The 24,108-nt window shown below is 62.4% G+C and carries 17 protein-coding genes and 1 tRNA gene; 13 read left to right on the forward strand and 5 right to left on the reverse strand.

All coding sequences use genetic code 11. From position 1 onward, the window contains the following. Positions 1–520: PoNe immunity protein domain-containing protein (locus HWE17_RS20420; protein WP_176390030.1), on the forward strand; the 520-nt coding region annotated here is incomplete at its 5' end. Positions 521–729: 209 nt separating this feature from the next. Then, positions 730–1,002 carry a DUF2007 domain-containing protein gene (locus HWE17_RS20425; RefSeq protein WP_100873454.1) on the forward strand — a complete coding sequence of 91 codons (273 nt, stop codon included), beginning with the start codon at positions 730–732 and terminating at the stop codon, positions 1,000–1,002. A 13-nt stretch (positions 1,003–1,015) separates the two neighbouring features. On the opposite strand, the gene HWE17_RS20430 is transcribed toward HWE17_RS20425, so the two are convergent. Next, positions 1,016–1,564 carry a thymidine kinase gene (locus tag HWE17_RS20430; RefSeq protein ID WP_034778598.1) on the reverse strand — a complete coding sequence of 183 codons (549 nt, stop codon included), beginning with the start codon at positions 1,562–1,564 and terminating at the stop codon, positions 1,016–1,018. A 306-nt stretch (positions 1,565–1,870) separates the two neighbouring features. Here HWE17_RS20430 and HWE17_RS20435 point away from each other — a divergent pair, with 306 nt between their 5' ends. After that, a complete protein-coding gene (locus HWE17_RS20435) occupies positions 1,871–3,250 on the forward strand; it encodes a cystathionine beta-synthase (RefSeq protein ID WP_176390065.1) in 1,380 nt (459 codons plus the stop codon). After that, positions 3,247–4,428 carry a PLP-dependent aspartate aminotransferase family protein gene (locus HWE17_RS20440; RefSeq protein ID WP_217916836.1) on the forward strand — a complete coding sequence of 394 codons (1,182 nt, stop codon included), beginning with the start codon at positions 3,247–3,249 and terminating at the stop codon, positions 4,426–4,428. Before HWE17_RS20435 ends, HWE17_RS20440 begins: the two co-directional genes overlap by 4 nt. A gap of 103 nt (positions 4,429–4,531) precedes the next feature. Here the strand turns inward: HWE17_RS20440 and HWE17_RS20445 are convergent, their stop codons facing one another. Then, positions 4,532–6,739: an acylase gene (locus HWE17_RS20445; RefSeq protein WP_176390031.1), complete on the reverse strand. Its 2,208-nt coding sequence runs from the start codon at positions 6,737–6,739 to the stop codon at positions 4,532–4,534. 15 nt (positions 6,740–6,754) lie between these two features. Then, positions 6,755–7,594 carry a hypothetical protein gene (locus HWE17_RS20450; protein ID WP_176390032.1) on the reverse strand — a complete coding sequence of 280 codons (840 nt, stop codon included), beginning with the start codon at positions 7,592–7,594 and terminating at the stop codon, positions 6,755–6,757. Between the two features lie 112 nt (positions 7,595–7,706). On the opposite strand from HWE17_RS20450, the gene HWE17_RS20455 reads away from it, so the two are divergent. Both HWE17_RS20455 and HWE17_RS20460 read left to right on the forward strand, forming a co-directional pair. Continuing rightward, on the forward strand, positions 7,707–8,153 hold the full coding sequence (locus HWE17_RS20455) for a DUF2939 domain-containing protein (RefSeq protein ID WP_176390033.1): 447 nt from the start codon (positions 7,707–7,709) through the stop codon (positions 8,151–8,153). A 124-nt stretch (positions 8,154–8,277) separates the two neighbouring features. Continuing rightward, entirely contained in the window at positions 8,278–8,781 is a 504-nt protein-coding gene (locus tag HWE17_RS20460; RefSeq protein WP_161784157.1) for a DUF2939 domain-containing protein, read from the forward strand. A 29-nt stretch (positions 8,782–8,810) separates the two neighbouring features. Here HWE17_RS20460 and HWE17_RS20465 read toward each other — a convergent pair whose 3' ends face one another. Further along, a complete protein-coding gene (locus tag HWE17_RS20465) occupies positions 8,811–10,148 on the reverse strand; it encodes a polysaccharide deacetylase family protein (protein ID WP_176390034.1) in 1,338 nt (445 codons plus the stop codon). A 271-nt stretch (positions 10,149–10,419) separates the two neighbouring features. Between HWE17_RS20465 and HWE17_RS20470 the strand changes: the two genes are divergently transcribed. The 3 genes from HWE17_RS20470 to HWE17_RS20480 all read left to right on the forward strand — a co-directional run bounded on the left by HWE17_RS20470 (position 10,420) and on the right by HWE17_RS20480 (position 15,383). Beyond that, positions 10,420–10,632: a hypothetical protein gene (locus HWE17_RS20470; RefSeq protein ID WP_176390035.1), complete on the forward strand. Its 213-nt coding sequence runs from the start codon at positions 10,420–10,422 to the stop codon at positions 10,630–10,632. 327 nt (positions 10,633–10,959) lie between these two features. After that, positions 10,960–12,678, forward strand: a complete 1,719-nt coding sequence (locus tag HWE17_RS28905; RefSeq protein ID WP_176390036.1) for a methyl-accepting chemotaxis protein — start codon at positions 10,960–10,962, stop codon at positions 12,676–12,678. Between the two features lie 434 nt (positions 12,679–13,112). After that, positions 13,113–15,383, forward strand: a complete 2,271-nt coding sequence (locus HWE17_RS20480) for a TonB-dependent receptor (protein WP_176390067.1) — start codon at positions 13,113–13,115, stop codon at positions 15,381–15,383. A 134-nt stretch (positions 15,384–15,517) separates the two neighbouring features. Here HWE17_RS20480 and HWE17_RS20485 read toward each other — a convergent pair whose 3' ends face one another. Then, positions 15,518–16,273: a hypothetical protein gene (locus HWE17_RS20485; protein WP_176390037.1), complete on the reverse strand. Its 756-nt coding sequence runs from the start codon at positions 16,271–16,273 to the stop codon at positions 15,518–15,520. 320 nt (positions 16,274–16,593) lie between these two features. On the opposite strand from HWE17_RS20485, the gene HWE17_RS20490 reads away from it, so the two are divergent. The 4 genes from HWE17_RS20490 to HWE17_RS20505 all read left to right on the forward strand — a co-directional run bounded on the left by HWE17_RS20490 (position 16,594) and on the right by HWE17_RS20505 (position 24,087). Continuing rightward, a tRNA-Leu gene (locus HWE17_RS20490) sits at positions 16,594–16,680 on the forward strand. 159 nt (positions 16,681–16,839) lie between these two features. Beyond that, on the forward strand, positions 16,840–17,247 hold the full coding sequence (locus HWE17_RS20495; protein ID WP_176390038.1) for a hypothetical protein: 408 nt from the start codon (positions 16,840–16,842) through the stop codon (positions 17,245–17,247). A 245-nt stretch (positions 17,248–17,492) separates the two neighbouring features. Further along, complete coding sequence (locus tag HWE17_RS20500; protein ID WP_176390039.1) at positions 17,493–18,608, forward strand: DUF3667 domain-containing protein; 1,116 nt, start codon at positions 17,493–17,495, stop codon at positions 18,606–18,608. 436 nt (positions 18,609–19,044) lie between these two features. Next, entirely contained in the window at positions 19,045–24,087 is a 5,043-nt protein-coding gene (locus HWE17_RS20505) for a diguanylate cyclase (RefSeq protein WP_176390040.1), read from the forward strand. The last annotated feature ends 21 nt before the right edge of the window (positions 24,088–24,108 follow it).

Here is a 24,108-nt window from a genome sequence, read left to right on the forward strand (position 1 = left end):
AACCTATGTCGCCCACCTTCCTCTTCTTGGCGAAGGCTTTGACCAGGCAAACCGTTTAGTCTGCCTTGGCATCCTGTTTGGCTGGGGGCATTTGTTGCCTCGTCTGCCAGCCCTTCTCGACTATCACAACCCGCGACGCGACGGTATGCTGGAACGCTTGCTCGCTTTCTACCTATCTGAGCGCGGCACGCCGCCGGACGAATGCACCCGCCACCGGCCTTACTTCAAGACGCTGAAGATTTTCGCGGCACCCAAGGAAAAGCGCAGCGAATTGATGGCCGGATATCTGGACGACTGGTACCACGCCAGCCGTCGCGAACCCTATTACGACAGCCATACCCGAGGCACAAGCTTCATGGGATACTGGTCCTGGGAGGCAGCCGCCATCACTTACCTGCTCGATATCGACGACCGCAGCTACCGCGACGCGCAATTCTATCCAGGGGATCTGGTGGATTTCGCCAGAACTCAGCGGAGCAATCCAAACGGCTCAAGCGCACCGGCGCAGGCAGACGGGTAACTGCGCAGCGGCATCGAGCAAGTCAACCAGGCCATCGTCCAGATGGACCAGGTGACCCAGCAGAACGCGGCCCTGGTGGAAGAAGCGGCCGCGGCCGACGACGCCCTGCAGGAGCAGGCGCAGGAGCTGAACCAGGTGGTGGGCGTGTTCAAGCTGTAAGTGCAGTCCGGGTGCTAAGATGGGGCAGAATCCACCGCCCAGGAGAAACCATGCACGACGACTATGTTTTGATTGCCCGGCTGATGATCCCCACAGATGCGCACGTCATCCGCGGCTGCCTGGCAGCGGCCGGCATCGACGTGCTGCTGACGGACGACCAGCACATGCAGGCCGACATGCTGCTGGCAGCCGCCATCGGCGGCGCTCGCGTGATGGTGCGCGAACACGACGTGGCGCGCGCGAATGAAATCCTCGCCGCCTTCGAGCGGGGCGACCTGGCGCTGGCGGACGATGCCGACGTGGGCGCGCCCGTCGCCGATTAATTTACGAGTAGATTTACGAGTAAAAACAGCGCCCGCACGCCTGGCGGTAACTCTCATTGCCGCCAATACTGATCTGCTCGCCTTCCTTGATGCGACGGCCCTGCTCGTCCACGCGGATGTTCATCGTGGCTTTCTTGCCGCAAGTGCAAATATTCTTCAATTCTTCGATATCGTCGGCCAGCGCCAGCAGATAGGCCGAGCCGGGGAACGGTTCGCCCTTGAAATCCGTGCGCAAGCCGTAGCAGATGACGGGCACGCCCTTCACTTGCGCCAGCTGGTGCAGCTGCTGCACCTGGGCCGTGCTTAGAAATTGCGCTTCGTCCACCAGCAAACAGGCCACTTGCGGAATGTCATTGAGGAAATTCGTGTCGGCATGGAAGATATCGACCTGGCGCTGCGGCCCCAGGCGCGACGTTACTCTGCCCACGCCGTAGCGGCTGTCGATGGCGGCCGTGTACAGGCGTACCTGCTGGCCCTGCTCTTCATAGTTGTGCGCGACCTGCAACAAGGCCGTCGACTTGCCCGCGTTCATCGCGGAATACCGGAAATAAAGTTTTGCCACTGCCGCCTGCCCTGTTCGTCTGGTTTTTCAGGATACTGTTCAGTACCTTTTCGAGGCGTGATTATAAATCGCAATGGCGGGCTTGCGGCAGCTTAATAGTCGTGCCATTGGCGCGGCAAGCGGGCTAAAAACGGCGCATACTCGCATCGCGAACCTTGCAGCCGATATGCGAACGGCGCATATGCAAGCATATAAACATTCGTTCGCCGCACTCGTCCACCCGCCTACACTGCGCGGCACGGAAGGCGGCTCGGGACACAATCCGGAGCCGTTGTTTCTCTGACAGGAGCCACCATGAATGATCGAATGCCATCCCCACCCCAGCCGCCAGCGCTATACAAGCTGATCGGCAATACCCCGCTGGTCGAAGTGACCAGGCTCGACACGGGCCTATGCCAGCTGTTCCTGAAACTGGAATCACAAAATCCCGGCGGTTCCATCAAGGACCGCATCGGCCTGTCCATCATCGAAGCGGCCGAAGCCGACGGCAGCTTGCAGCCGGGCGGCACCATCGTCGAGGCGACGGCCGGCAATACCGGCATCGGCCTGGCCCTGGTCGGCCGCATCAAGGGCTACCGCGTCATTTTAGTGGTGCCCGACAAGATGTCGACGGAAAAAGTGCTGCACCTGAAAGCCCTGGGCGCCGAAGTGCACACCACGCGCTCGGACGTGGGCAAGGGCCATCCCGAGTACTACCAGGATTACGCGGCGCGCCTGGCGCGCGAACTGCCGGGTGCCTTCTTTGCCGACCAGTTCAACAATCCCGCCAACCCGCTGGCCCACGAAACGACGACGGCGCCCGAAATCTGGGAGCAGAGCGGCCATGACGTGGACGCCATCGTCGTCGGCGTCGGCTCGTCCGGCACCCTGACGGGCCTGACGCGCTACTTCCGCAAGGCGCAGCCGAAGCTGGAATTCGTGCTGGCCGACCCGCAAGGCTCCATCCTCACCGAATATATCGAGTCCGGCAAAGTGTCGGACACGAGCGGCTCGTGGGCCGTCGAAGGCATCGGCGAAGATTTTATCCCGTCGATCGCCGACATGGAAAGCGTCACGAAAGCCTACACCATCACGGACCAGGAAAGTTTTGATTCCGCGCGCGCCCTCTTGCTTGCCGAAGGCATTTTAGGTGGCTCGTCCACCGGCACCCTGCTGGCGGCCGCCCTCAAATACTGCCGCGCACAGACGACGCCAAAGCGCGTCGTCACGTTTGTCTGCGACACGGGCACGCGCTATCTATCCAAAGTCTACAACGACGGCTGGATGCGCGACCAGGGCCTGTTGCAACGGGCCGTGTCGGGCGACTTGCGCGACCTGATCGGACGCCGCTATGACGAGGGCGACGTCGTCAGCGTGGCGCCTGGCGACACCCTGCTCACGGCCTTCAACCGCATGCGCTCGAGCGACCTGGCCCAGTTGCCCGTCATCGACGGCGGCCAGCTGGTCGGCATTCTTGACGAATCGGACTTGCTGCTGCATGTCTCGGGCGACGCCGCGCATTTCGCCGGTCTGGTGGGCGCCACCATGACGACGCAGATCGAAACCCTGGCGCCGTCCAGCGGCTTGTCCGCCCTGCGCGCCACCCTGGACCGGGGCTTGACGGCCGTCGTCGCCGACGATGCCGCCTTCTACGGCCTGATCACCCGCTTCGACCTTCTCAACCACTTACGCAGGACACTATCTTGAGCCAGGAAACCACCCGCAAGAGCCATCTCGCCACGCGTGTCATCCACGCCGGCCAGTCGCCCGACCCGTCGACGGGCGCCATCATGCCGCCCATTTACGCCACCTCCACCTTCGTGCAGGACAGCCCCGGCGTGCACAAGGGCCTCGACTATGGCCGCTCGCACAATCCCACGCGCTGGGCGCTCGAACGCTGCGTGGCCGACCTGGAAGGCGGTAGCGCGGCGTTCGCGTTTGCCTCGGGCCTGGCCGCCATCTCGTCCGTGCTGGAATTGCTCGATGCGGGCAGCCACATCGTCGCCGGCGACGACATGTACGGCGGCACCTACCGCTTATTCGAGCGCGTGCGCCGCCGCTCGTCCGGCCACGCATTCACGTATGTGGATTTGACCAATCCCGAGAATCTGCTGGCCGCGCTGCGCCCCGAAACGAAAATGGTGTGGGTGGAAACGCCCACCAACCCCATGCTGAAACTGGCGGACTTGCGCGCGATCGCCGACATCTGCCGCGCACGGGGCATCATCGCCGTGGCCGACAATACCTTCGCCAGCCCGCTGGTGCAGCGCCCACTCGAACATGGTTTCGACATCGTCGTGCACTCGACCACCAAGTATCTGAACGGCCACTCGGACATCATCGGCGGCATCGCCATCGTGGGTGCGGAAGAACGCCAGGCCGAATGGCGCGAGCAGCTGGGCTTTTTGCAAAACTCGGTGGGCGCGATTGCCGGGCCGTTCGACAGCTTTTTAGCCTTGCGCGGCGTGAAAACCCTGGCCATCCGCATGCAGCGCCATTGCGAAAGCGCCCTGGCGCTGGCGCAGTGGCTGGAGCAGCAAAAGGAAGTAAAAAAAGTCTTCTATCCTGGCCTGGCCTCGCACCCGCAGCACGCACTGGCACGGCGCCAGATGGATGGTTTCGGCGGCATCATCTCGATCGACCTCGATACGGATCTGGCAGGTGCGCGCCGCTTCCTGGAACGCTGCGAAGTATTCGCCCTGGCCGAAAGCCTGGGCGGCGTGGAAAGCCTGATCGAGCATCCGGCCCTGATGACGCATGCCAGTATTCCCGCCGAGCAGCGGGCAAAGCTGGGGATCGGCGATGGCTTGATCCGGCTGTCCGTGGGGATCGAGGATGTCGAAGACCTGCGGCATGACTTGCGCACGGCGCTTGATGCGATTTGAGGAGGTGATTTGTCGGATTACGCTGCGCTAATCCGACCTACGGTATGCCGAGGGCGGTAGGTCGGATTAGCCCGCAAGGGCGTAATCCGACACACCACAAACCTCACTCCCCCGGCCGGTACCTGCGCTCCAGGTGCTTTGCCACATCCTCGGGATAAAACAGCACGTCCTTGAATTCACCGCGCGCATACATGGCCGCCTGGTCCTTGAAGTGGGGCGACTTCGGGTCGCCGCTTTGGCCGCCGGCGAGGATGCTTTTGGCTTTGATGCGCGGACCGAATTCCACGGCTGCGACAAAGCTGTTGCCACGCTCACCGTAAATCCTGCGCGTCGTGCTCTTGCTGCTCTGTCCATACGCGGCCAGCGCGCCCCAGTTGCCCGACGCGTAAGGCACGGGCAAGCTGGCTTGCGCATCGTCAAACGGCTGCACCACGTCGCCCGTCAGGCGCTGGAAGCGGTTGATCTCGCCCCACGGCGTTTGCCAGTTGCCGAAATCGCGCTGCAATTTGTCCGCCGCCGTCGCCAGGGCAGCCAGCCGTTGGTCCGCCGTGACCTTGTCTGTTGCCATGAAGTCCACCACGGGTACGCCCTGTTCGCGCGCCTGTTTCCCTGTCAGTTCGGCCAGCTCCTGGCCCCAGAACACGGCCAGCGAGGTGGCGGTGGACGTCAGCGCATAGCGCCAGTCCCAGGTTCGCAGCAAGGCCACCTTGTCGGCCAGCGCCAGCTTTTGCGCAGCGTTCTCCGGCAGTGCATCGTATGCGGAAAACAGCGGCGGCAACAGCGCTTCGAACGCCGTCAATTCGCTGTCATACGAGGCGGCGATCAGGCTGTCGAGAGTAAAGCCTGTTTTATTTTGAAAGACCTTGACGGCATGCAGGCCGCGCGCGTTTTCGCCGTACACGGACATGTAGGCGGGGTAATCGCCCTGGCGCGGGCTGTCGGCGCCGGCCGCCGAATACGGCCAGTTGTTGGTGTTCTGTATCCAGCCATTCTTCGGATTGAACAGGGTGATGGTCTGCGCCACCGTGTGCAGCCCTTTCCATTCCGTGGCCGGGTCGCTGCCGTCGACGGGCTGCTTCCAGTTGAAACGCGGGTCGCGCACGGGGATGAAATTGCCGTGAAAGTAGGCGATATTGCCGTCCGCATCCGCGTACACGGTATTGTTCGACGAATTCGTGCGCAGTTCCATGGTCTTGTAAAACGCCGCGTAATCGCGCGCCTTGGTGCGCGTGTACGATTGCGTCAACGCCTTCAACGGTTCGTTCATCAGGCGCACAGCCACCCATTTACCATCCAGCGCGCGCACGACGGGGCCGTGATGGCTGTAATAGACGGTGATGGTTTTCGAGCCCATGCCGCCATCGGCCAGTTTGTAGGGCAAGATCATCGGCACGGCTTTCAAGGGGCGCAGGCCGCCGTCATAGCGGTAGAACCAGGCGCCGTCCTTGTCGACGATGCTTTCCAGGTATTCGTCGATGACGTCGCCGCCGCCAGAAGTATGCATCCAGCCCAGGCGCTCGTTGAAACCTTGGTAGACGAAAAACTGGCCCCAGGTGACGGCGCCATACGCGTTCAAGCCTTCGCCGCTGGTCATCTGTACTTCGGGACGGAAGTAAAAGGACGTGTGCGGATTGATCATCAAGAGCGCATGGCCGTTTTTCGTGATGGCGGGCGCGATGGCAAAGCCGTTCGAGCCACTCGGTTCAGGTTCCAATCCAGTCTCCACGCTGGCCAGCGCCACGGCGGCCGGCCTGGCCTGCTGGCCATAAAACGCTTCGAGCTGCGCCAGGTTGATCGATTCGATATCGCCACCGATGCTGCCCTCGCTGAAGCTCAGGGCCATCCACGGCTCGAAATGCGCGATCAGTTTTGGTTTGACGTGCGGATGCGTGGCCAGGTAAAAATTGAGGCCATCGGCAAACGCATCCATCAACTTGCGCAGCCACGGCGAGCTGGCGCGGTACTGCGCCTGCAGCGCAAGCGGGTCGATGAAGAGCTTCATGCGCAGGTCGCGGTACAGCTCCCGTTCGCCCTCCACCTCCGCCAGCCGCCCCATGGCGTTGATGTAATTGAGTTCCACGCGCGGGAAATCGTCTTCGGCCTGCGCATACATCAGGCCAAAGACGGCATCGGCATCCGTCTTGCCCGTCACGTGGGGCACGCCCCAGGTATCGCGCGCGATGCTGACATTAGTCGCCTGCGCCTGCCAGCGGGCCATGTCCGTGACAGAAACGGCGGGCGCGGCCAGCACCGGGGGAACGGCAACGGCGCCGCAGGCGATGGCGGCGAACAGGGCACGGCGAGCTGGCATGCACTACTCCACTAATCAGGATGCGTCGATGAGGGTTGCAATCCGCTGGTTGAGTTCCACGTTTTCCGCCTGCAACTGCGCCACCCGCTGTTTCAGGCTGGCGATCTCGCCGCGCAGGCGCTCCGCTTCGGATGGCGCCTGGGCCGCGTTGTCCGCCCACGGCTCGTTGCCCGTTTCCGGCGTGTCCTGCGACACGTGGGGTGCCTTCGGCTCGCGCGGCGTGCGCGTGGCGGCGCGCTGTTCGCGGATTTCCTTGGCCGCCTGGCGCAGCAATTTTTTGCCACCGGCGACGGCCGCCACCTGCTCTTCCGGCGGCAAGGACGCCACGGTGGCCGCCGCGCTGATGGAGATCGTGCCCGAACGGACGGCTTGCACCAGTTCCGGCGACGCCGCTTTCTGGATTTTCTCGATCTGGCTGATCTGGTTGCTGCTCAAGCGCGCCGCCTTGGCCACTTCTTCGCGCGTGCTCATGGCCGGCTTGGGCGCGTTTTCGCCTTCCGGCGCATCCTGGGCACTGACGGGTGCCGGGCTGCGCGCGGCGACGATTTCCTTCTTGCGCAGTGCCAGCACGCCGCGCTGGAAGTCCGACACGCTGCGGCGCGCCAGGTGATTGTCGATCATCCACAGCATGACGTCGTCGAGCGAGGTAAAGCTGGTGTTCTGGATGGTCTTGAATTCGATGCCGTGCTGGCGGCAGATGGCGTAACGGTTATGCCCGTCGATCAGCACGTCGTTCCACAGCACCAGCGCGTCGCGGCAGCCTTCGGCCAGCAGGCTGCGCTCGAGCGCCGCGTACTCGCTGGCGGTGAGCGGGTCGATATACGACTGCAGCACCTGATTGATAGTGATATTCATGGTTGTCCTCAATATTGCGGCGCGATGGTCCGCGCCGGCACGAATGCTACACCATCCGGCACCGCTGGCCGGGTAAAATCACGGCGGCACAGCTCATACAAAAACACGGACCATGAAAAGAAAGTACGCCACCGCGATCATTTTTGGCGTTGCCGCCATCGGCTTCACCTGGGTCAGCCCCTACATCGCCATGTACCGCATCAGCATCGCGGCGAAATCCGTGCGCCTGGAAACCCTGGGGCAGCAGGCCGACCTGCCGGCCGTGCGTGCCAGCGTGGCGCGCCAGTTGCGGGCGGCCGGCGAAACGGCCAGCGAAGACGATTTCAAGGAAATGCTCGATACCATCGTCTCGCCGCCCGGCATCACGGTATTGATATTGCACGGAAAGCAGGGGACGGACGGCAAGCGCCACGACTTTGGCATGGCGTACCGCTCCTGGAATGAAGTGGTGCTGCGGCGCAGCGGCGCCGGCCCCGCCGCCAGCCAGTTTTTGCTGCGCCGCCATGGCATCTGGGACTGGAAACTGACGGACATTACCTTGCCGCCAGAATTACTCTGACGAAACTTGATCTAAAACAACACTTACCTAAACCACTATGTTGACTTTTGGAAATATTATGTAGAATGCCAACACTTCAGGCGCACGGATCGCCAGGCATCCGAGAGATTGCACGATGAAAAGAATGATGCTTCTCGCTGTAGTGGCACTGGTCGCGCTGGCCGGCGCCTTCTATGGCAGCCCGTATTTCACCATGAACGAGATCCGCGCGGCGACCATGGACGAGGATAGCCAGGCCCTGGCTGCGCATATCGACCTGCCCCAGCTGCGCGGCAGCCTGGGGCAACAACTGCACACCCTGTTCTCGGCGCCCGAAGTGGCCGACGACATCAGCCCCGACGTCATCGACCCCTTGCTCGATACCATGCTGATGCCCGAAGGCATCGTCGCCTTGATGAAGCTCAATGACCGCTACGAAAAGCCGATCGCCAAGGTCAGCGACATCAGCGGCCGCAAGCGCAACACCAAACCCGACTACAAACTGCGCTACACCTCCTGGGACAGCGTCGTGGTGCAACGCGCCCACAGCAAAAGCCATATCGGCGAACTGACCCTGACGCGCGACGGCCTGTGGCGCTGGAAACTGGTATCGGTGGCCCTGCCGAAGAACTTGCTGGCCGACGCGTAAGGCGCCGGCGCAGCCTTCTTCCGCGGCGATCAGCGACGGTCCGTCACCCTGCCCGTCGTATCGGCAAACCAGCGACTATGCGACACCACTTGCAGCGCCCCGGCAGCCACTTGCCCCGCCAGCCATGCCAGCAATTCATCGATGACAGCATACGAAGTCTGGTAGTCGGACGCTGGCGTCCTGACGATATCGTGGCCGTTGACAAACACAAAGCTGCCGTCGTCCACCGCCGCCTGGATCGCCGCCTGGACTTGCGCAAAGCTGGCGTCGTTTGTCAGGTTGACCATGGACGTATTGAGGATGTACGCATCCTTGTCATTGCCGGAGAAAAACACCTGGTCAAAGCCGCGCTCTGCCGTATAGCCGGCGCCGCGCGCCGACAGGAAACCGGCGGCGCGCATGGCGTCGATGGCCGTATTGGTCCACAACGATTCGACCCACGCATGGTGCGATGGCCCATCGCCGCCGATACCGGCCGCGCGCATCTGGTCGCGCCCCACCTGCAGCGCCGTGACGTACTGGGCCGAACCCTGTACCGCCACATTGTCGTGCACGCTCTGGTGCAGGGTAAAGTCGAACAGGCGCGACGGATCGTCGAAACGCGCCTTCATGCGCTCGACCGACATGTAATCAGATTTCCCCAGCAGCGACGTGACGATGGCAAACGAAGCGGGCAAGTCATAATATTTCAGCCGCTCCATCAGATACGTATCCCAGGAGGCATAACCATCATCAAAGGACAAGATGACGGTGGGCAATTTACGCTTCGGCAATGCCGCAAGCATGCCCAGCCAGATCGTTTCCGGCTGCGTGGTGGCGGCGGTCAGCTGCACGGTAAATTTCCCGCGCGACAGGTTTTGTGCCGTGGGCGTGCCCTCGCAATCGAGCGGCGTGGCCAGCTTGGGCACCCACCACGCATTGTCGACGAACATCACTGTGTCAGCGGCGGCGGAACCGCCGTAATGCAAGGCATTCAGGAAGCCGGACCAGAAACTGCTGTAATCGCTGTTCCCGAGGTAAATCATGCCACCCGTCTGCATGATGGCGGCATTCGTCGAGCGCAGGGCGAAGGAAAAGCGTTGCAAATCCCAGTTGAACGGGATGCGCGGCTGGCCCTTGCCGGCAGCGCCTGTCGTTCCCACTTTCACGACGGTACCGGCAGGCAATCCGGCAGGCAGGTCGATGCGCAAGGAGGGGTAGCCATCCTTGAACGACATGGCGGCATCGAGCGACACCGTGCAGCCCGGCGTCACATCGCTGTCCCAGAACGACAGATCGTGCGTGGGCATGAATTCCAGCGGCGTATTGGTAACCGGCGGCGGGGGCAGGGAAAAGCGGGGCGGTGCGTCATGGTGCTGGCTGGACATGGTGCGGCTTTCAGGGAGACTGTGCCTGGCGGCCGATGAAATGCACCCCCTGCAACAGAAAAGATATAAGAAATATATTATTTCTCGCAGGATTTCTTTCCTCGAGTAATTATCAACTATACCAAATCATTGCAATTATGGACATAATAATTGCAAATATTTTATGACGCCCACAGCTGCCTCGGTTGTACCCGCGCTACAGGGCCGTGCACACAAGGATAGGCTGCTTCAGCCCTGCTATCATCAAGCTTTGATTTCCATCGGAGGCAGCATGTCGGACCTGGTACAATACGCATTGACCCACGCGGGCAAACCGGCCACCACGCCCTGGGTCGTGACCCTGGTCAGCGGTGAAAAACTCACCGGCCCCATTTCTCCGCTCAGCGACGGCTGCTACGCCATCGGCCTGGGACAAATCAAGTATTTCTCCAGCGACAAGGTCGCCTGCCTGAATGTGTCGGGCGCGGGTGCATTTCCCATCTGAAAGCCCTGGCGGCGCAGTTGCAGGTTCCGGACGCTCTCCCGCGCCCGGTCCGGCGGCACTGGGACAAACCTTGCCCGTCAAAAAGTTGTTTTTTAGCACGCAAAATCTGATTGATCTGCTGAATTTTTTGTGAAACAATGAATTTAATAAATAAAACAAATAAATTATTGAAATCGGTTTTTAAGTAACGCCATCCTCACACCACGAATCCGTGTTCTGGATAGAGAAGCACTGCGTAGGGCACCACCCGCTGCCAGGCAAGCGCCTGCACCCGTCCCACGCACGCCCCCTTTCTAATCTTCAACACGTATTTTTGGGAGAGACATCATGGATAAATTCACCGTACGCACCCAGCTCACTCTGGCTTTCGGCCTGCTGGTCTTTTTCCTCATCGGCATCTCGATCCTGTCCGTACGGAGTTTTTCCACCTTCAACGCCGGCTTTGACCAGTATGTCAACGGCATCATGGCGCGCGCCAATACGGCGCACCGCGTGCGTGACGCGATCGACATGCGCGCCGTGGCGGCCAGGAACCTGGTGCTCGTCACCAAGCCGGAAGACCTGGAAATCGAACGCAAACAAGTCTTGCAGGCACACGCCGATGTCGTCAAGAACATGCAGCATTTGCTGCAGCTGGCACAGCAGCCGGAGGTATCGGACGAGGTGCGCGCCATCATCAGCAAGATCGACAGCATCGAAAAGCGCTATGCTCCCGTGGCGCTGGGCATCGTCGACCTGGCCCTGCAAAAGAAAACCGAACAAGCCATCGTCAAGATGAACGAGGAGTGCCGCCCGCTGCTGGCCGCCCTGGTCGCCGCCAGCGATGAGTATTTCGCCCTGACGGACAAGCACTCCGCCGTCATCTTGCAGGAAGACAAAGAGCACTACATTCTCAACAGGAATATCCTCATCGGCGCCAGCCTGCTGTCCATCGTGCTGGCGGCCCTGGCGGGCTGGCTCATCACGCGCAGCCTGCTCAAGGCGCTGGGCGCGGAACCGAAGCAGTTGTGCGACGCCGTCAGCCTGCTTGCCGCCGGCGACCTGACCGGCCAACTCAGCGTCGCACCGCACGATAGCGTCAGCGTGCTGTCGGCGCTGCAGCGCATGCAGGCGTCGCTGACCACGGTAGTGTCCTCCGTGCGCCAGGATTCCAACACGGTGGCCCTTGCCGCCGAGGAAATTTCCACCGGCAATAGCGATCTGTCGCTGCGCACGGAACAGCAAGCCAGTTCGCTGGAAGAAACCGCTTCTTCGATGGAAGAACTCACCAGCACCGTGCGCAAGAATGCGGAAAATGCCCGTGAAGCCAATGTGCTGGCCACCACCGCATCGGACGTCGCCAGCAAGGGCGGCGCCGTGGTGGGACAAGTGATGGGCACCATGGACCTGATCAGCGAATCGTCGCGCAAGATTGTCGACATCATCAGCGTCATCGACGGCATCGCCTTCCAGACCAATATCCTGGCCCTGAATGCCGCAGTGGAAGCGGCGCGTGCCGGCGAACAGGGACGCGGCTTTGCCGTCGTCGCCACCGAAGTGCGCGGCCTGGCCCAGCGCAGCGCCAGCGCGGCCAAGGAAATCAAGACGCTGATCGACGATTCCGTGAGCCGCGTCGATGCCGGATCCAGGCTGGCGGCGCAAGCGGGCACGACGATGTCCGAGGTGGTCGCCAGCGTCGCCCGCGTCAGCAACATCATCGCTGAAATCACGGTGGCCAGCCAGGAACAGTCCACCGGGATCGAACAGATCAATCAGGCGGTGACGCAGATGGATAGCGTCACGCAACAAAACGCGTCGCTGGTGGAAGAAGCGGCGGCGGCGGCCGAATCCCTGCGCGACCAGGCCAGCCACCTGGTGCAAACCGTGAGCATCTTCAAGACACACGACGCCCATTTGGCGGCACCAGCGCCAGCGCGTGCCATTCGCAAGCCGCTGCGCCTGGTACCGGCGGCGGCCAGCAGCACCGTCAAGCGCCAGGCCACGCCCGCAAAACACCGCACGGCGCAAGCGGAAGCCGTGACGGCCGGCGATTGGGAAGAGTTTTAAGCTGATCGGGCATGCGGCCCCGCACGCCCCGCTTTACGCGCACAGGGGGTCGCCGCAAACGGCGCCGTCCCCTGTAGCGCTGCAACAACACGCCCGTTTCGAAAAAAAACGCGGCAGCTGTTGTATTTTCAATGTCCAGCCACGCGCAGCACGGCAAAAACCATCCCGCTTTTTGCGTTCCCGCAGGACAAACTGCCGCAATGCCTGGCCGCTGTTGCGCTCGCACGAGCCTGCCGGCACTCCACTATGCACCCACCAGATATTGACGACAAATACGATTTTATTCGTGTATTCAGTCGAAACGGATATGAATAGTCGTCAATGGGAAATGGCATGAATAGCAAAACTTTCCGTGCTAGCATAATTTCTCATCCAGCTGGCCAGCGCCAGCTGGCAGTGCCCCAACAACCTCGACCGACAGGAGCCGTTTCATGATGACACCGCATTCCAGCACCCTACGCCACACCTTGCTTGCCCTGGCAATCACGGCCGCCTTTCCCCTGCAGGCGATGGCGCAGGACGGCGGCCCGGCGCCTGCCGCCCCGGCGGTGCAGGCCGGCCCTGGCCAGCTGGAAACGGTGATCGTGACGGCGCAGCGGCGCGCGGAAAACATCAAGGACGTGCCGATGTCCATCGCCACCCTGAAAGGCGACAAGCTCGACACCCTGACGGCCGGCGGCGCCGACGTCCGCTTCCTCAACAGCCGCTCGCCCAGCGTCTCCGTCGAATCGGATTACGGCCGCACCTTCCCCCGCTTCTACATTCGCGGCCTGGGCAATACCGACTTCGACTTGAACGCCTCGCAGCCGGTGGGCCTGGTGATGGATGACGTGGTGCAGGAAAATGCCATGCTGAAAGGTTTTCCCGTGTTTGACGTGGATCAGGTCGAGGTGCTGCGCGGCCCGCAAGGCACCTTGTTCGGCCGCAATTCGCCAGCCGGCGTGATCAAGTTCGATTCCGCCAAGCCCGTCTTCAAGACGGAAGGCTACCTGAGCGGCGGCTTTGGCAAGGATGGCATGAAGAACCTGGAAGGCGCTTTCAACGTGCCCGTCAGCGACACGGTCGCCCTGCGCTTTTCCGGCCAGACGCAGCGCCGCGACGACCGCGTGCACAACCCGCGCCCCACCGGCACGCGCGACTTCGAAGGCTATGAAGACAGCGCCGCCCGCCTGCAGGTGCTGGTCAAGCCCACGCGTGATTTCACGGCCCTGTTCAATGTGCATGCGCGCAACCTCGACGGCACGGCCACCTTGTTCCGCGCGAATATCCTGAAACAAGGCACGAACGACCTGGTCGACGGCTTTGATTACGATAACTATCCGACCGACGGCATCAACCGCCAGCACCTGAAAACCAAGGGTGGCAGCATGCGCCTGAAATGGGACTTGCCCGGCGTCACTTTGCATTCGATCACCGGCTACGAAAAACTCGATTTCTTCAGCCGCGCCGACGTCGACGGCGGCTATGGCGCCGTGTATGCGCCACCGATGGGGCCCGGCTTCATCCCCTTCGTCGTGGAAACGGCCGACGTGATTCCCAACCACAAGCAGATTTCACAGGAATTCCGCGCCGAATCGTCTGCCCGCGGCCCGCTGCAATGGATAGCCGGCCTGTTCTACTTCAAGGAAGATATCCAGATCGACAGCATCGGCTTCAACAGCCTGGCGCCCGGCAACCCGCAAAGCCCGTTCTATGCCACACAAAACCAGAGCTCGAAGTCGTACGCGGCCTTCGGCTCGCTCAACTACACGGTCTCGGACGCCCTGAAACTGCGCGCCGGCCTGCGCTACACGACCGACAAGAAGGATTTCTCCGCCAAGCGGGTAGAGGCGACCACGGCCGGCCCCTTCAAGCTGAACGACACGTCGCACAACATCAGCTGGGACTTGAGCGGCACCTATGTGCTGACGCCGGAAACGAATGCCTACGCGCGCATCGCCACCGGCTACCGCGCACCCTCGATGCAGGGACGCCTGAACGGCCTGGCCGACCGTCCTTCGTTCGCGGGCGCAGAGAAAGCCCTGTCCGTCGAGGCGGGCATCAAGCAAGACCTGTTCGACAAGCGCGCGCGCCTGAGCCTGGCCGTGTTCCAGTACCGGGTCAAGGACAAGCAACTGACGGCCGGCAGCGGCGCCGTCAACATGAACCAGCTGATCAACGCCGACAAGGCCACGGGCCGTGGCGTGGAACTCGATTTTCAGGCGAACCTCAGCGATTCGCTCAGCATGACCCTGGGCGGCAGCTATAACCACACGGAAATCCAGGACAAGAAGCTGTTCGTGCAAAGCTGCGGCAATGCGCTGAACAATCCGGCCAGCGGCTGCACCGTCACCGACCCTGTCGGCCCTTTCCGCGGCACCGCCTACATCGACGGCAACCCGCTGCCGCGCGCGCCGGAATGGCAAACCAACTTCACCCTGAAATACAGCATTCCCCTCGCCAATGGCGAGTTCTACGCCTACACGGACTGGGCCTACCGCACCAGCTACAACTTCTTCCTGTATGAAGCGAAGGAATACAAGGCCAAGGAACTGCTCGAAGGCGGCTTGCGCGTCGGCTACAAATGGGACCGCTATGAACTCTCCGCGTACGGGCGCAACATCACCAACCAGATCCAGTCGCTGGGCGCGATCGATTTCGACAACCTGACGGGCATCATCAACGAACCGCGCACGTATGGGGTGCAGTTCAAGGCGACGTTCTGATGGCTTTGAGCGTGTAGCGCCGTCCGTCCTGGCATGACACAGCCGCCCGGCATTCACCGGACGGCTTTCTTGCGCGGCGACGCCATTACCTGGAACCTGTCGCGACGGATGAATGCCTCCGCCGCCACAGGCTCTTAGCCAGGAATCATCTCGACATTCGGATTCTTGGGCACGGTGACGGTACCGCCGGGATTGGGGCCGCCGCCGCCGCTGCCACCTCCGCTACCACCACCGCCGCCACCGCCACCGGTGCCACCGGTACCACCTTCGCCATATGCACCGGGAATCTGATAAGGCGGCGGAGCGCCCAGCTGAGTTTTCGCAAGCGCTTTGCAGTATTCGCTGTACTTCGGATCTTTGGCAAACTCGCGTCCCGCCGCCGCAATCATCGCGGCGAGATACTGGTTGGACTTGGGATCAAAAATACTCAGGCTGTAATGTATCGCCAGCATGATGGCATACAGGTCAGGATTGGAATTCGTGCCTGCCACGCTGAGTGAAATACCTTGCTGATGCGCTTCCATGGCAACCTGAAAACCAAATACCGCCGCTTCCCCTTCGCGCTGATAGCACCAGTTTTCCTTCGCCTCGGGAGCGACGGGTACGGCGTCATCGCGGCGATACACGTAATGCCCCAATTCATGGATATACACTTCCGTCAGGATCTGATCGACCGGCACGCCGCGCTTGGCGGCAGCGGCGGCAATGCCGCTTTCATCGATGTAGATCGTACCCGACTGTATCAAGCCATTCACCGTGCTGCCGCGCTGGTACATATTGTAGCCAGTGCCATATACGAAATTGCCACCACCGTCGAGGTAGGACTGCAAAGTCTTGTTCGCCTGTGCCGAACGCGTATTTTCAATCAATTCTTTTACTGAACGTGCCATGGTGTTCCTCTTTTAAGTTAACGACAGATTGCCAAGCAAAAAACGACTTCGAATGAACAACAACCGCGCGCGCCTGACTACGCACGCATCGACGCACCTCCTTTCAGTGGACAACGCCAAATAGCCCCAGGCGCTGCAAGCAGCGGGAGCCAAAGGCGAAATGGAAAACAATGAATCAGGCCAGACAGGCTTGCGGCCCATGTCCATCAAGGCGGCGGTGGCATACGGCAATGACCAGGCACGGCCTGGATCGCCGGTTCGGGCAGCGGGAGTTCAAGATGGTGCAATGGGCATCACTTGTGCTAGAATCTCGCCGCGCTGCCCGGATGGTGAAACTGGTAGACACTGGAGACTTAAAATCTCCCGCCTGTAAGGGCGTGCCGGTTCGATTCCGGCTCCGGGCACCAGCGCACAGAATTCAGAAACATCAAAAAAGCCATTAAACTCAACGAGTTAGTGGCTTTTTTTACGTCCCGAGATTCCTATTAATCCATATTAAGTCTGACAAAAACCAGTAGGGATTACGCCAAATTTACGCCATGATTACGCCGCAATGAGAGGGATGCATGGCTTCATTCAGGAAACGGGTTGGCGGTTGGCGGACAGAGATCGCCATCCTCGGCACACGGGAATCTAAAACATTCAGCACCAAGGCCGAGGCTACGGCCTGGGCGTCAGAACGCGAAACCGAAATCCGGCGCGGCGCCAACAGTGGCATCGTCGTCGGGAAAAGGTGCGGCGACGCATTCGACAGGTATCTGGAAGAAGTCTCCGTCCACAAGCGCGACGAGCGCTGGGAAAGGCTGCGCCTCAATGCTATAGGCGAAGTGCTCATTGGCGGCGTGAAAATTAAAGACATCAAACTGGCCAACGTAACCCCGGAACTGATCGGTGCCTGGCGCGATCAGCGCATGACCGGGGAAAGCAAAGTCAGTGGAGCACATCCAGGGTCACACATCCAGGGTCAGGTCTGACATTTGGACACAGCCTCAGCTTTTATAGAACTGGCGTCGCAGAATTCACCCTGCTTTGAAGCGCAAAGCTGTTAGGTTTTTGTCCGATTGTCGGACCTGATCCTCGCCCTCTGCTCGATGGCCTTGGCGATGCCAACCGTGGCGGCACTGTCCGGCAGCATACCGATTGCCGTTTTTGCCAGTATTACTTGAACATACAGGCGCCTTGTTGCACAATCAGCCATTTTCCTGGTGGGAGTTGCACGATGAGTGAGCTGAAAGCGGTCGGCGCCCTGGCGATGGCAGGTGTGGCGGCCAGCGAGGTTGAGGACGATAAAGCGCCGCAGCCGGCCGGTGCCGCGCACGTTGCGAACTGCGCCAACTGCCAGGCGCCGCTGGGCGGCGCGTTTTGCCAGGCCTGCGGCCAGTCGGCCCACGTCCACCATTCGTTGCTGCACCTGGCCGAAGAAGTCGTGCACGGCATCCTGCACTTCGACGCCAAGGGCTGGAAGACGATCCCGCTGCTGGTGGCCTTTCCTGGCCGTCTGACGCGCCGCTACATCGACGGTCAGCGCAAGAACTATGTTTCGCCGCTCGCGCTGTTCCTGTTCATGGTGTTCCTGACCTTCTTCGCCACCTCGTTCGGCGGCGGCAAGCTGCTGACCCGCGACGCCAATATCGCCTCGCTGACCAAACACGTCGCGTCTGCCAAGCTCAAGGTCGAGCGCAATGAGCTGGCGCTGGAGGAGGCCCGCAAGGCCGATATCGGCGTCGCTGGTGTCGAGAAGGCGCTGGCCGTTTCGCGCAAGCTGCACCACGAAGCCGAGCAACGCCTGCTGCACGTCGTGTCGCCCGAAAAAGCGACCGGTGAAGAAGCACTTGAGCTGACAGAGCCCGGTTGGTTCGACAAGACTGCCGCCAGGATCGCGTCCAGCCCGCCCAATCCCAACGCCATGTTTCCGGAGCTGGAAAAAAGCTTTCATCACGCCGCAGAGAATCCCGAGCTGGCGTTTTACAAGTTCAAGAACACGGCCTACAAGTTCTCGTTCCTGCTGATCCCGATCTCGCTGCCCTTCGTGTGGCTGATGTTTTTCTGGAAGCCAGGCGTGGCCATGTACGACCATGCGGTCTTCGTGCTGTACTCGCTGTGCTTCATGTCCTTGCTGTTTACCGTGCTGATACCGCTAGCGATGCTCAACCAGGGCTGGCTGATCGCATTGCTGGTGTGCCTGGCGCCGCCCCTGCACATGTTTCTGCAGCTACGCGGCACCTACAGCCTGGGCAAATGGGGCGCGCTGTGGCGCACTTGCATGCTGCTGCTGGCGGCCAACCTCGTGCTTGGCGTGTTCCTCGTGCTGGTGTTGATGAAGAGCATGCACTAACGTCACAAGGTCGGGCCATGTTCTGAGGTCGCAAATCCGATGATCGTCACCGACTACGCGGACGGTGCCGACGCCATCATGGTGGACCTGCCCGAAAGGGACAGTGAACGCGAGCGAGGACGTGCTGGCTGGCACAATCAGCCTGGCCAAGCACCCGCACGGCGGCGTCCAGTCGGGCGGGCTGCAATTAGGCGCGGAGCATGACCAGGGCATCACGCTGGCCATGTTTCCCCGCTATCGCTACAGTTGTTACAGTCATCGTGCTCCATTCCCGCCCCGCACTCGCCTGCTTCCACTGGCATTTTTACAACAAACCCCATCACCCTTCCCCCTCCCCCACGGCCCCCTGCTGATATAATACTTACAACCAAGTAAGATTCCGAAATGTGCGCCTCCAGGGCTCCCGCAACCGTCTGTGTACCGCCAAGCCCAGCCCATGCGCTCCGTTTTCGACCACGAAATCATCAAGCAGCTGCACAGCGGCGTCCGTTCGCGCGTTTACCGCGCCAGGGCGGCCGATGGCACGGCGCTGATCGTCAAGATGCCGAATCAGCAGTTCCCCTCCTTCCAGCAACTGGCGCAGTTCAAGCGCGAGTACGCGATCGCGCGCCGCTGCCGCCACCCTGGCGTGGCGCGTCCGCTGGCGCTGCAGCTGCATGGCGGGCACTGGACCATGCTGCAGGAAGATACCGGCGGCCTGGCGCTCGACCAGCTATTGCGCGCACAGGTGGCGGCGCGCAGCACGCCGTCGCAACCCGCGTTGGCGCTGGACGATTTTTTCGACATCGCGCTGCAACTGTGCGCCGCGCTGGACGAGGTCCATCGCCAGGGCGTGATCCACAAGGACATCAATCCCTCCAATCTGGTGTGGAATGGCGAGCGGCGCCTGCTGCAGCTGATCGATTTCGGCATCGCCTGTGAACTGCCCTACGAAAGCCATGGCATCGTCAGCCTCCAGACCCTCGAAGGCACGCTGCGCTACATGGCGCCGGAACAGACCGGGCGCATGAACCGCAGGGTCGACTGGCGCGCCGATTTCTATGCGCTGGGCGCCACCTTGTACGAATTGCTGACCGGCCAGGCGCCGTTCGAGGCGGACGACGAGATGGAACTCGTGCATTGCCACATTGCGCGCAATCCCGACTGGTCGCACCCTGCGCTGGCAAGCTTGCCCGGCCAGCTGCTGCCGATCCTCCAGCGCCTGCTGGAAAAAAATGCCGATCAGCGTTACCAGAGCCTGCAAGGCCTGCGCAGCGACCTCGCAGCGTGCCGCGCGAAAAAGCCCACGCAGGCGCTCAAGCTGTCCGACCACAACGGCCGCTTCCTGGTGCCGCAAACGCTGCATGGGCGCGAAGATGCCATCGCCGCGCTGCTGGCGGCGTTTGAGCGCAGTAGCGCGGGCAGGTGCGAGATGCTGCTGGTGGCCGGCCATTCGGGCATCGGCAAGTCGGCGGTCATCAACGAAGTGCAAAAGCCCATCATCGCCCGGCGCGGCTGCTTCCTGTCCGGGAAATTCGACCAGCTCCAGCGCGACGTGCCGTATGCCTCGCTGATCCAGGCCTTCCAGGGACTGGTGCGCCAGTTGCTCGGCCAGCCCGAGGAAACGCTGCGGCAGTGGTCCGCAAAACTGCACCAGGCCCTGGGCAGCGGCGTGGGCGTGATCGTCGAGCTGATTCCCCAACTGGCCCTGATCGTCGGCGCCACCGACGCGATGCCCGCATCGGCGCCGGCACAGGTCCAGTGGCGCCTGGACCGCCTCTTCCCCCGCTTCGTCGAAGTCTTCGCCTGCGCCGGGCATCCGCTGGTGCTGTTCCTCGACGACCTGCAATGGGCCGATGCGGCCACCTTGCGGATGATCGAGCTGCTGATGGTCTCCTGCGACAAGAGCTGCCTGCTGTTCATCGGCGCGTACCGCGACAACGAGGTGGGCGCCGCGCATCCGCTCATCGCGCTGCGCGACAAGCTGCTCGCCCGTGAGGTACGTCTGTCGACGCTGTTACTGAGCGCGCTGACCGAACCGCAGGTGGCGCAAATGGTCTCGGCCAGCGTGCGCGTGGCAGCCCACGCCTGCGCGCCGCTGACCAGCATTTGCTACCGCAAGACGGCCGGCAATCCGTTTTTCCTCAACCAGTTCCTCGCCGCGCTCAACGAATCGGGCCACCTGCGCTACCGGCCCGCCGACGATTGCTGGGACTGGGACTTGCCCGCGATCGAACAGGCCAGGTACACCGACAACGTGGTCGAGGTGCTGCTGGAAAAAATCCGCCGCCTGCCCGCAATCACGCAGCACCTGCTGCAACTGGCCGCCTCCAGCGGCAACCGCTTCACGCTCGACACGCTCACCCTGGCGGTGGACCGCACAGCGCGGCAAACGCAGCAAGACCTGTGGCCGGCGCTCAGGGCAGGATTGATCCAGCCGCTCGACGAACGCTATAAATACGTCAATGGCGACACCGCTGCTGGCAACAGCGGCGTCAGCTACCGCTTCCTGCACGACCGGGTGCAGCAGGCAGCCTATGTGGTCGCCGATGCCGGTACGCGCGTGGCCAACCATCTTCTGATCGGCCGCTTGCTGCTGCGGCATACGCCGCCGGAGCGCCAGGACGAGACGCTGTTTGACATCGTCGAGCAGCTCAACGCCGGTCGCGCGCTGATTGACGATGCGGACGAGCGCGCGCAGCTGGCGATGCTCAATCTCCAGGCAGGCGTCAAGGCAAGGCGCTCCGCCGCGTTCCAGTCCACCCTCGAGCACATGCGAATCGGTCTCGACCTGCTGCCGGCGGACGCATGGAGCATCCACGCCGGGCTCTGGCTCGATCTGCAGCTGGGCGCGGCCGAAGCGGCCTACCTGTGTGGCCAGTTCGACACCGCCGAGGCGATCTATCCAGTGGTGCGCGCCCGCGCCCTGAACCCCTTGCTGCAAGCGCGCTGCATTGCCATCCAGGCGCACCAGTATCAATTACAGGGCCGCCTGCTCGACGCCATCGCCGTGCAGCGCGACGGCCTGGCGCAGCTGGACATCGACATTCCGCACGATGTGGCGCACATGAAGGCGCGCTTCGCCGATATCCTCGCCGACATCGGGCGCCAGCCTGGCGCGCAGGCGCCCGAGACCTTGCTGGCCGCGGCCGACATGTGCGAACCGGAGGCGGTGGCCGCGATGCAGATGATGCAGGGCCTATGGATGGCCAGCTACTACGCCGGCCAGCAGGATCTCAGCGCGCTGATGGTGGTGTCGATGACGCGCCTGTCCATGCAGCGGGGGAACAGCGATTTCAGCGCCGTCGCCTATGTTGGCTACGCGATGATGCTGGCGCTGTACAGCGGCGACATCGCACGCGGCTACGACTTTGGCGCGATGGCAATGGCGCTGGCCAGGCGCCGTGCCAATCTGCAGACGCGCACGCTCACTGGCCTGATGTTCGGCGCGCTCAGCAACCACTGGACGCAGCCGCTGCGCAGCTCCGACGCCCTGTACGAAGAGGCGTTTGGCTGGGCGCTGGAAATCGCCGATTTCGTGCAGGTCGGCGTGGTGACGGCCGTGCGCGCCACCGACCGCATCATCCTTGGCGACTACCTGCCGCACCTGATGCACGACATCGGGCACGACCTGGCGCTGATGCGCGCCAACGGCCAGCAGTCGATGGCCGATTGCTGCGTCGCCGCCGCGGTCCAGCCGATCAAATGCCTGATGGGACTCCTGCCCCGCCACGACAGCTACGACGACGCCACCTTCAGCGAGGCGCGCTTCCTCGCACAATATGGCGACTCGCAGCTGTACCGCGCCTACTTCCTGCAAGGGAAGATCCGCAACGCCTACCTGTTCGACGGCGCCGACGCCGAACTGCTGGCCGGCCAGCTCGGCATGGTCACGCAGATCATGCGCGGCCAGGCCAAGGTTGCCGAATGCAGCTTCTACGCCGCGCTGATCCTGATCCGCGCGTTGCGGCGCGCTCCCGCACGCACCGATGCGGACGCCATGCTGGCCATGATCGGCACGCTGCAGGAGAACCTTGCCGCGTGGGCCAGGCAAGGCTCGGACAATAGCGCCGCCAAACACCTGCTGGTGATGGCAGAAATGGCGCGCTACCGGGACGACCTGCAACTGGCCACGCGCCTTTACCAGCAGGCGATCGACGCCGCGGCGCTCGCGGGCTACGTCAACATGCAAGCGCTGGGCAACGAACTATGCGGCGTATGCTGGTGCGAGCAGGGACAGCCGCGCGTGGCCGCCGTCTTCATCCGCGATGCCATCGCGCATTATGGCCAGTGGGGCGCGGAGGGCAAGGTGGCGCAGCTGCGCGAGGCCCATACCGCGCTGCTGTCAAGGATGGAGGGCCGCGGCACGCAGCGGTATTCCGTCTCCCACACGCACGGCAGTTCCGCGCTCGACCTGGTGTCGCTGCTGAAGGCGGCCCAAATCCTGTCGAACGAAGTCGGCCTGCGCAACGTGCTGACACGCCTCATTGCCATCGTGTGCGAAAACGCCGGCGGGCAGGTGGCGCGCCTGCTGCTGCTGTCCGAAGGCAGCTATCGGCTGGAAGCCAATATCGATGGCGATGGCGTCACCGTCCTGCAAGCGCGCCAGCTCGACCTGAACGCCGCCAGCGACCCGCAATTCCCGCTGTCGCTGCTGCGCTACGTCATCCGCACTGGCGCGGAGGTGATCGAAGACTGCATCACGGGCGCCTCGCGCTTTGCCGCCGACCCGTACGTGCAGTCGCACCTGCCGCGCGCCGTCATGTGCCTGCCGATCCGGCATGGCGGGCAGATCGACGGCATCCTGTACTTCGAAAACCGGCTGGCCGACGCCTCGTTTACGGAAGAACGCGTCGCGTTCCTGCGCATGCTCGGCGCGCAGGCGATGATCTCGATCTCTAGCGCCAGGCTGCATGACAGCCTCGAACGGCGCGTTGCCGAGCGCACGGAACAGCTGGAAGACGCCAACCGCAAGCTGGCGACCCTGTCCATCACCGACGGCTTGACGGGACTGTCGAACCGGCGCCATTTCGACGACGTGCTGCGCGCCGAATGCGCGCGCACCACGCGCCTTGGCCAGCCGCTTGCCGTCGTCATGCTCGACGTCGACTACTTCAAGCTGTTCAACGACCGGCATGGCCACCAGGCCGGCGACGCCTGCCTGATCCGGGTCGCGCAGGCGCTGGCGGCCGGCATGCGGCGCGCGGGCGACCTGACGGCGCGCTACGGCGGAGAGGAATTTTCGATCGTGCTGCCAAACACGGGCGCGGGCGAAGCGCGCCAGATCGGCGAAGCGCTGCGGCGCGCCATCGAAGATCTGGACATCGTCCACGCGAGCACGGACGCGCAACAGGTGACGATCAGCGTCGGCATCGCGGTGCAGTCGGCGCCGGGCGCCGCCGATCCGGACGCGCTGCTGCGCCTGGCCGATGCCGCCCTGTACCAGGCCAAGGATGCGGGACGCAATTGCGTGGTACTGAGGATTCTGCCGCCCGGCTAACCCGCATTCATGGCAACGGGC

This window comes from Janthinobacterium sp. BJB401 (assembly GCF_013372745.1).
GTDB lineage: Bacteria > Pseudomonadota > Gammaproteobacteria > Burkholderiales > Burkholderiaceae_D > Janthinobacterium > Janthinobacterium rivuli.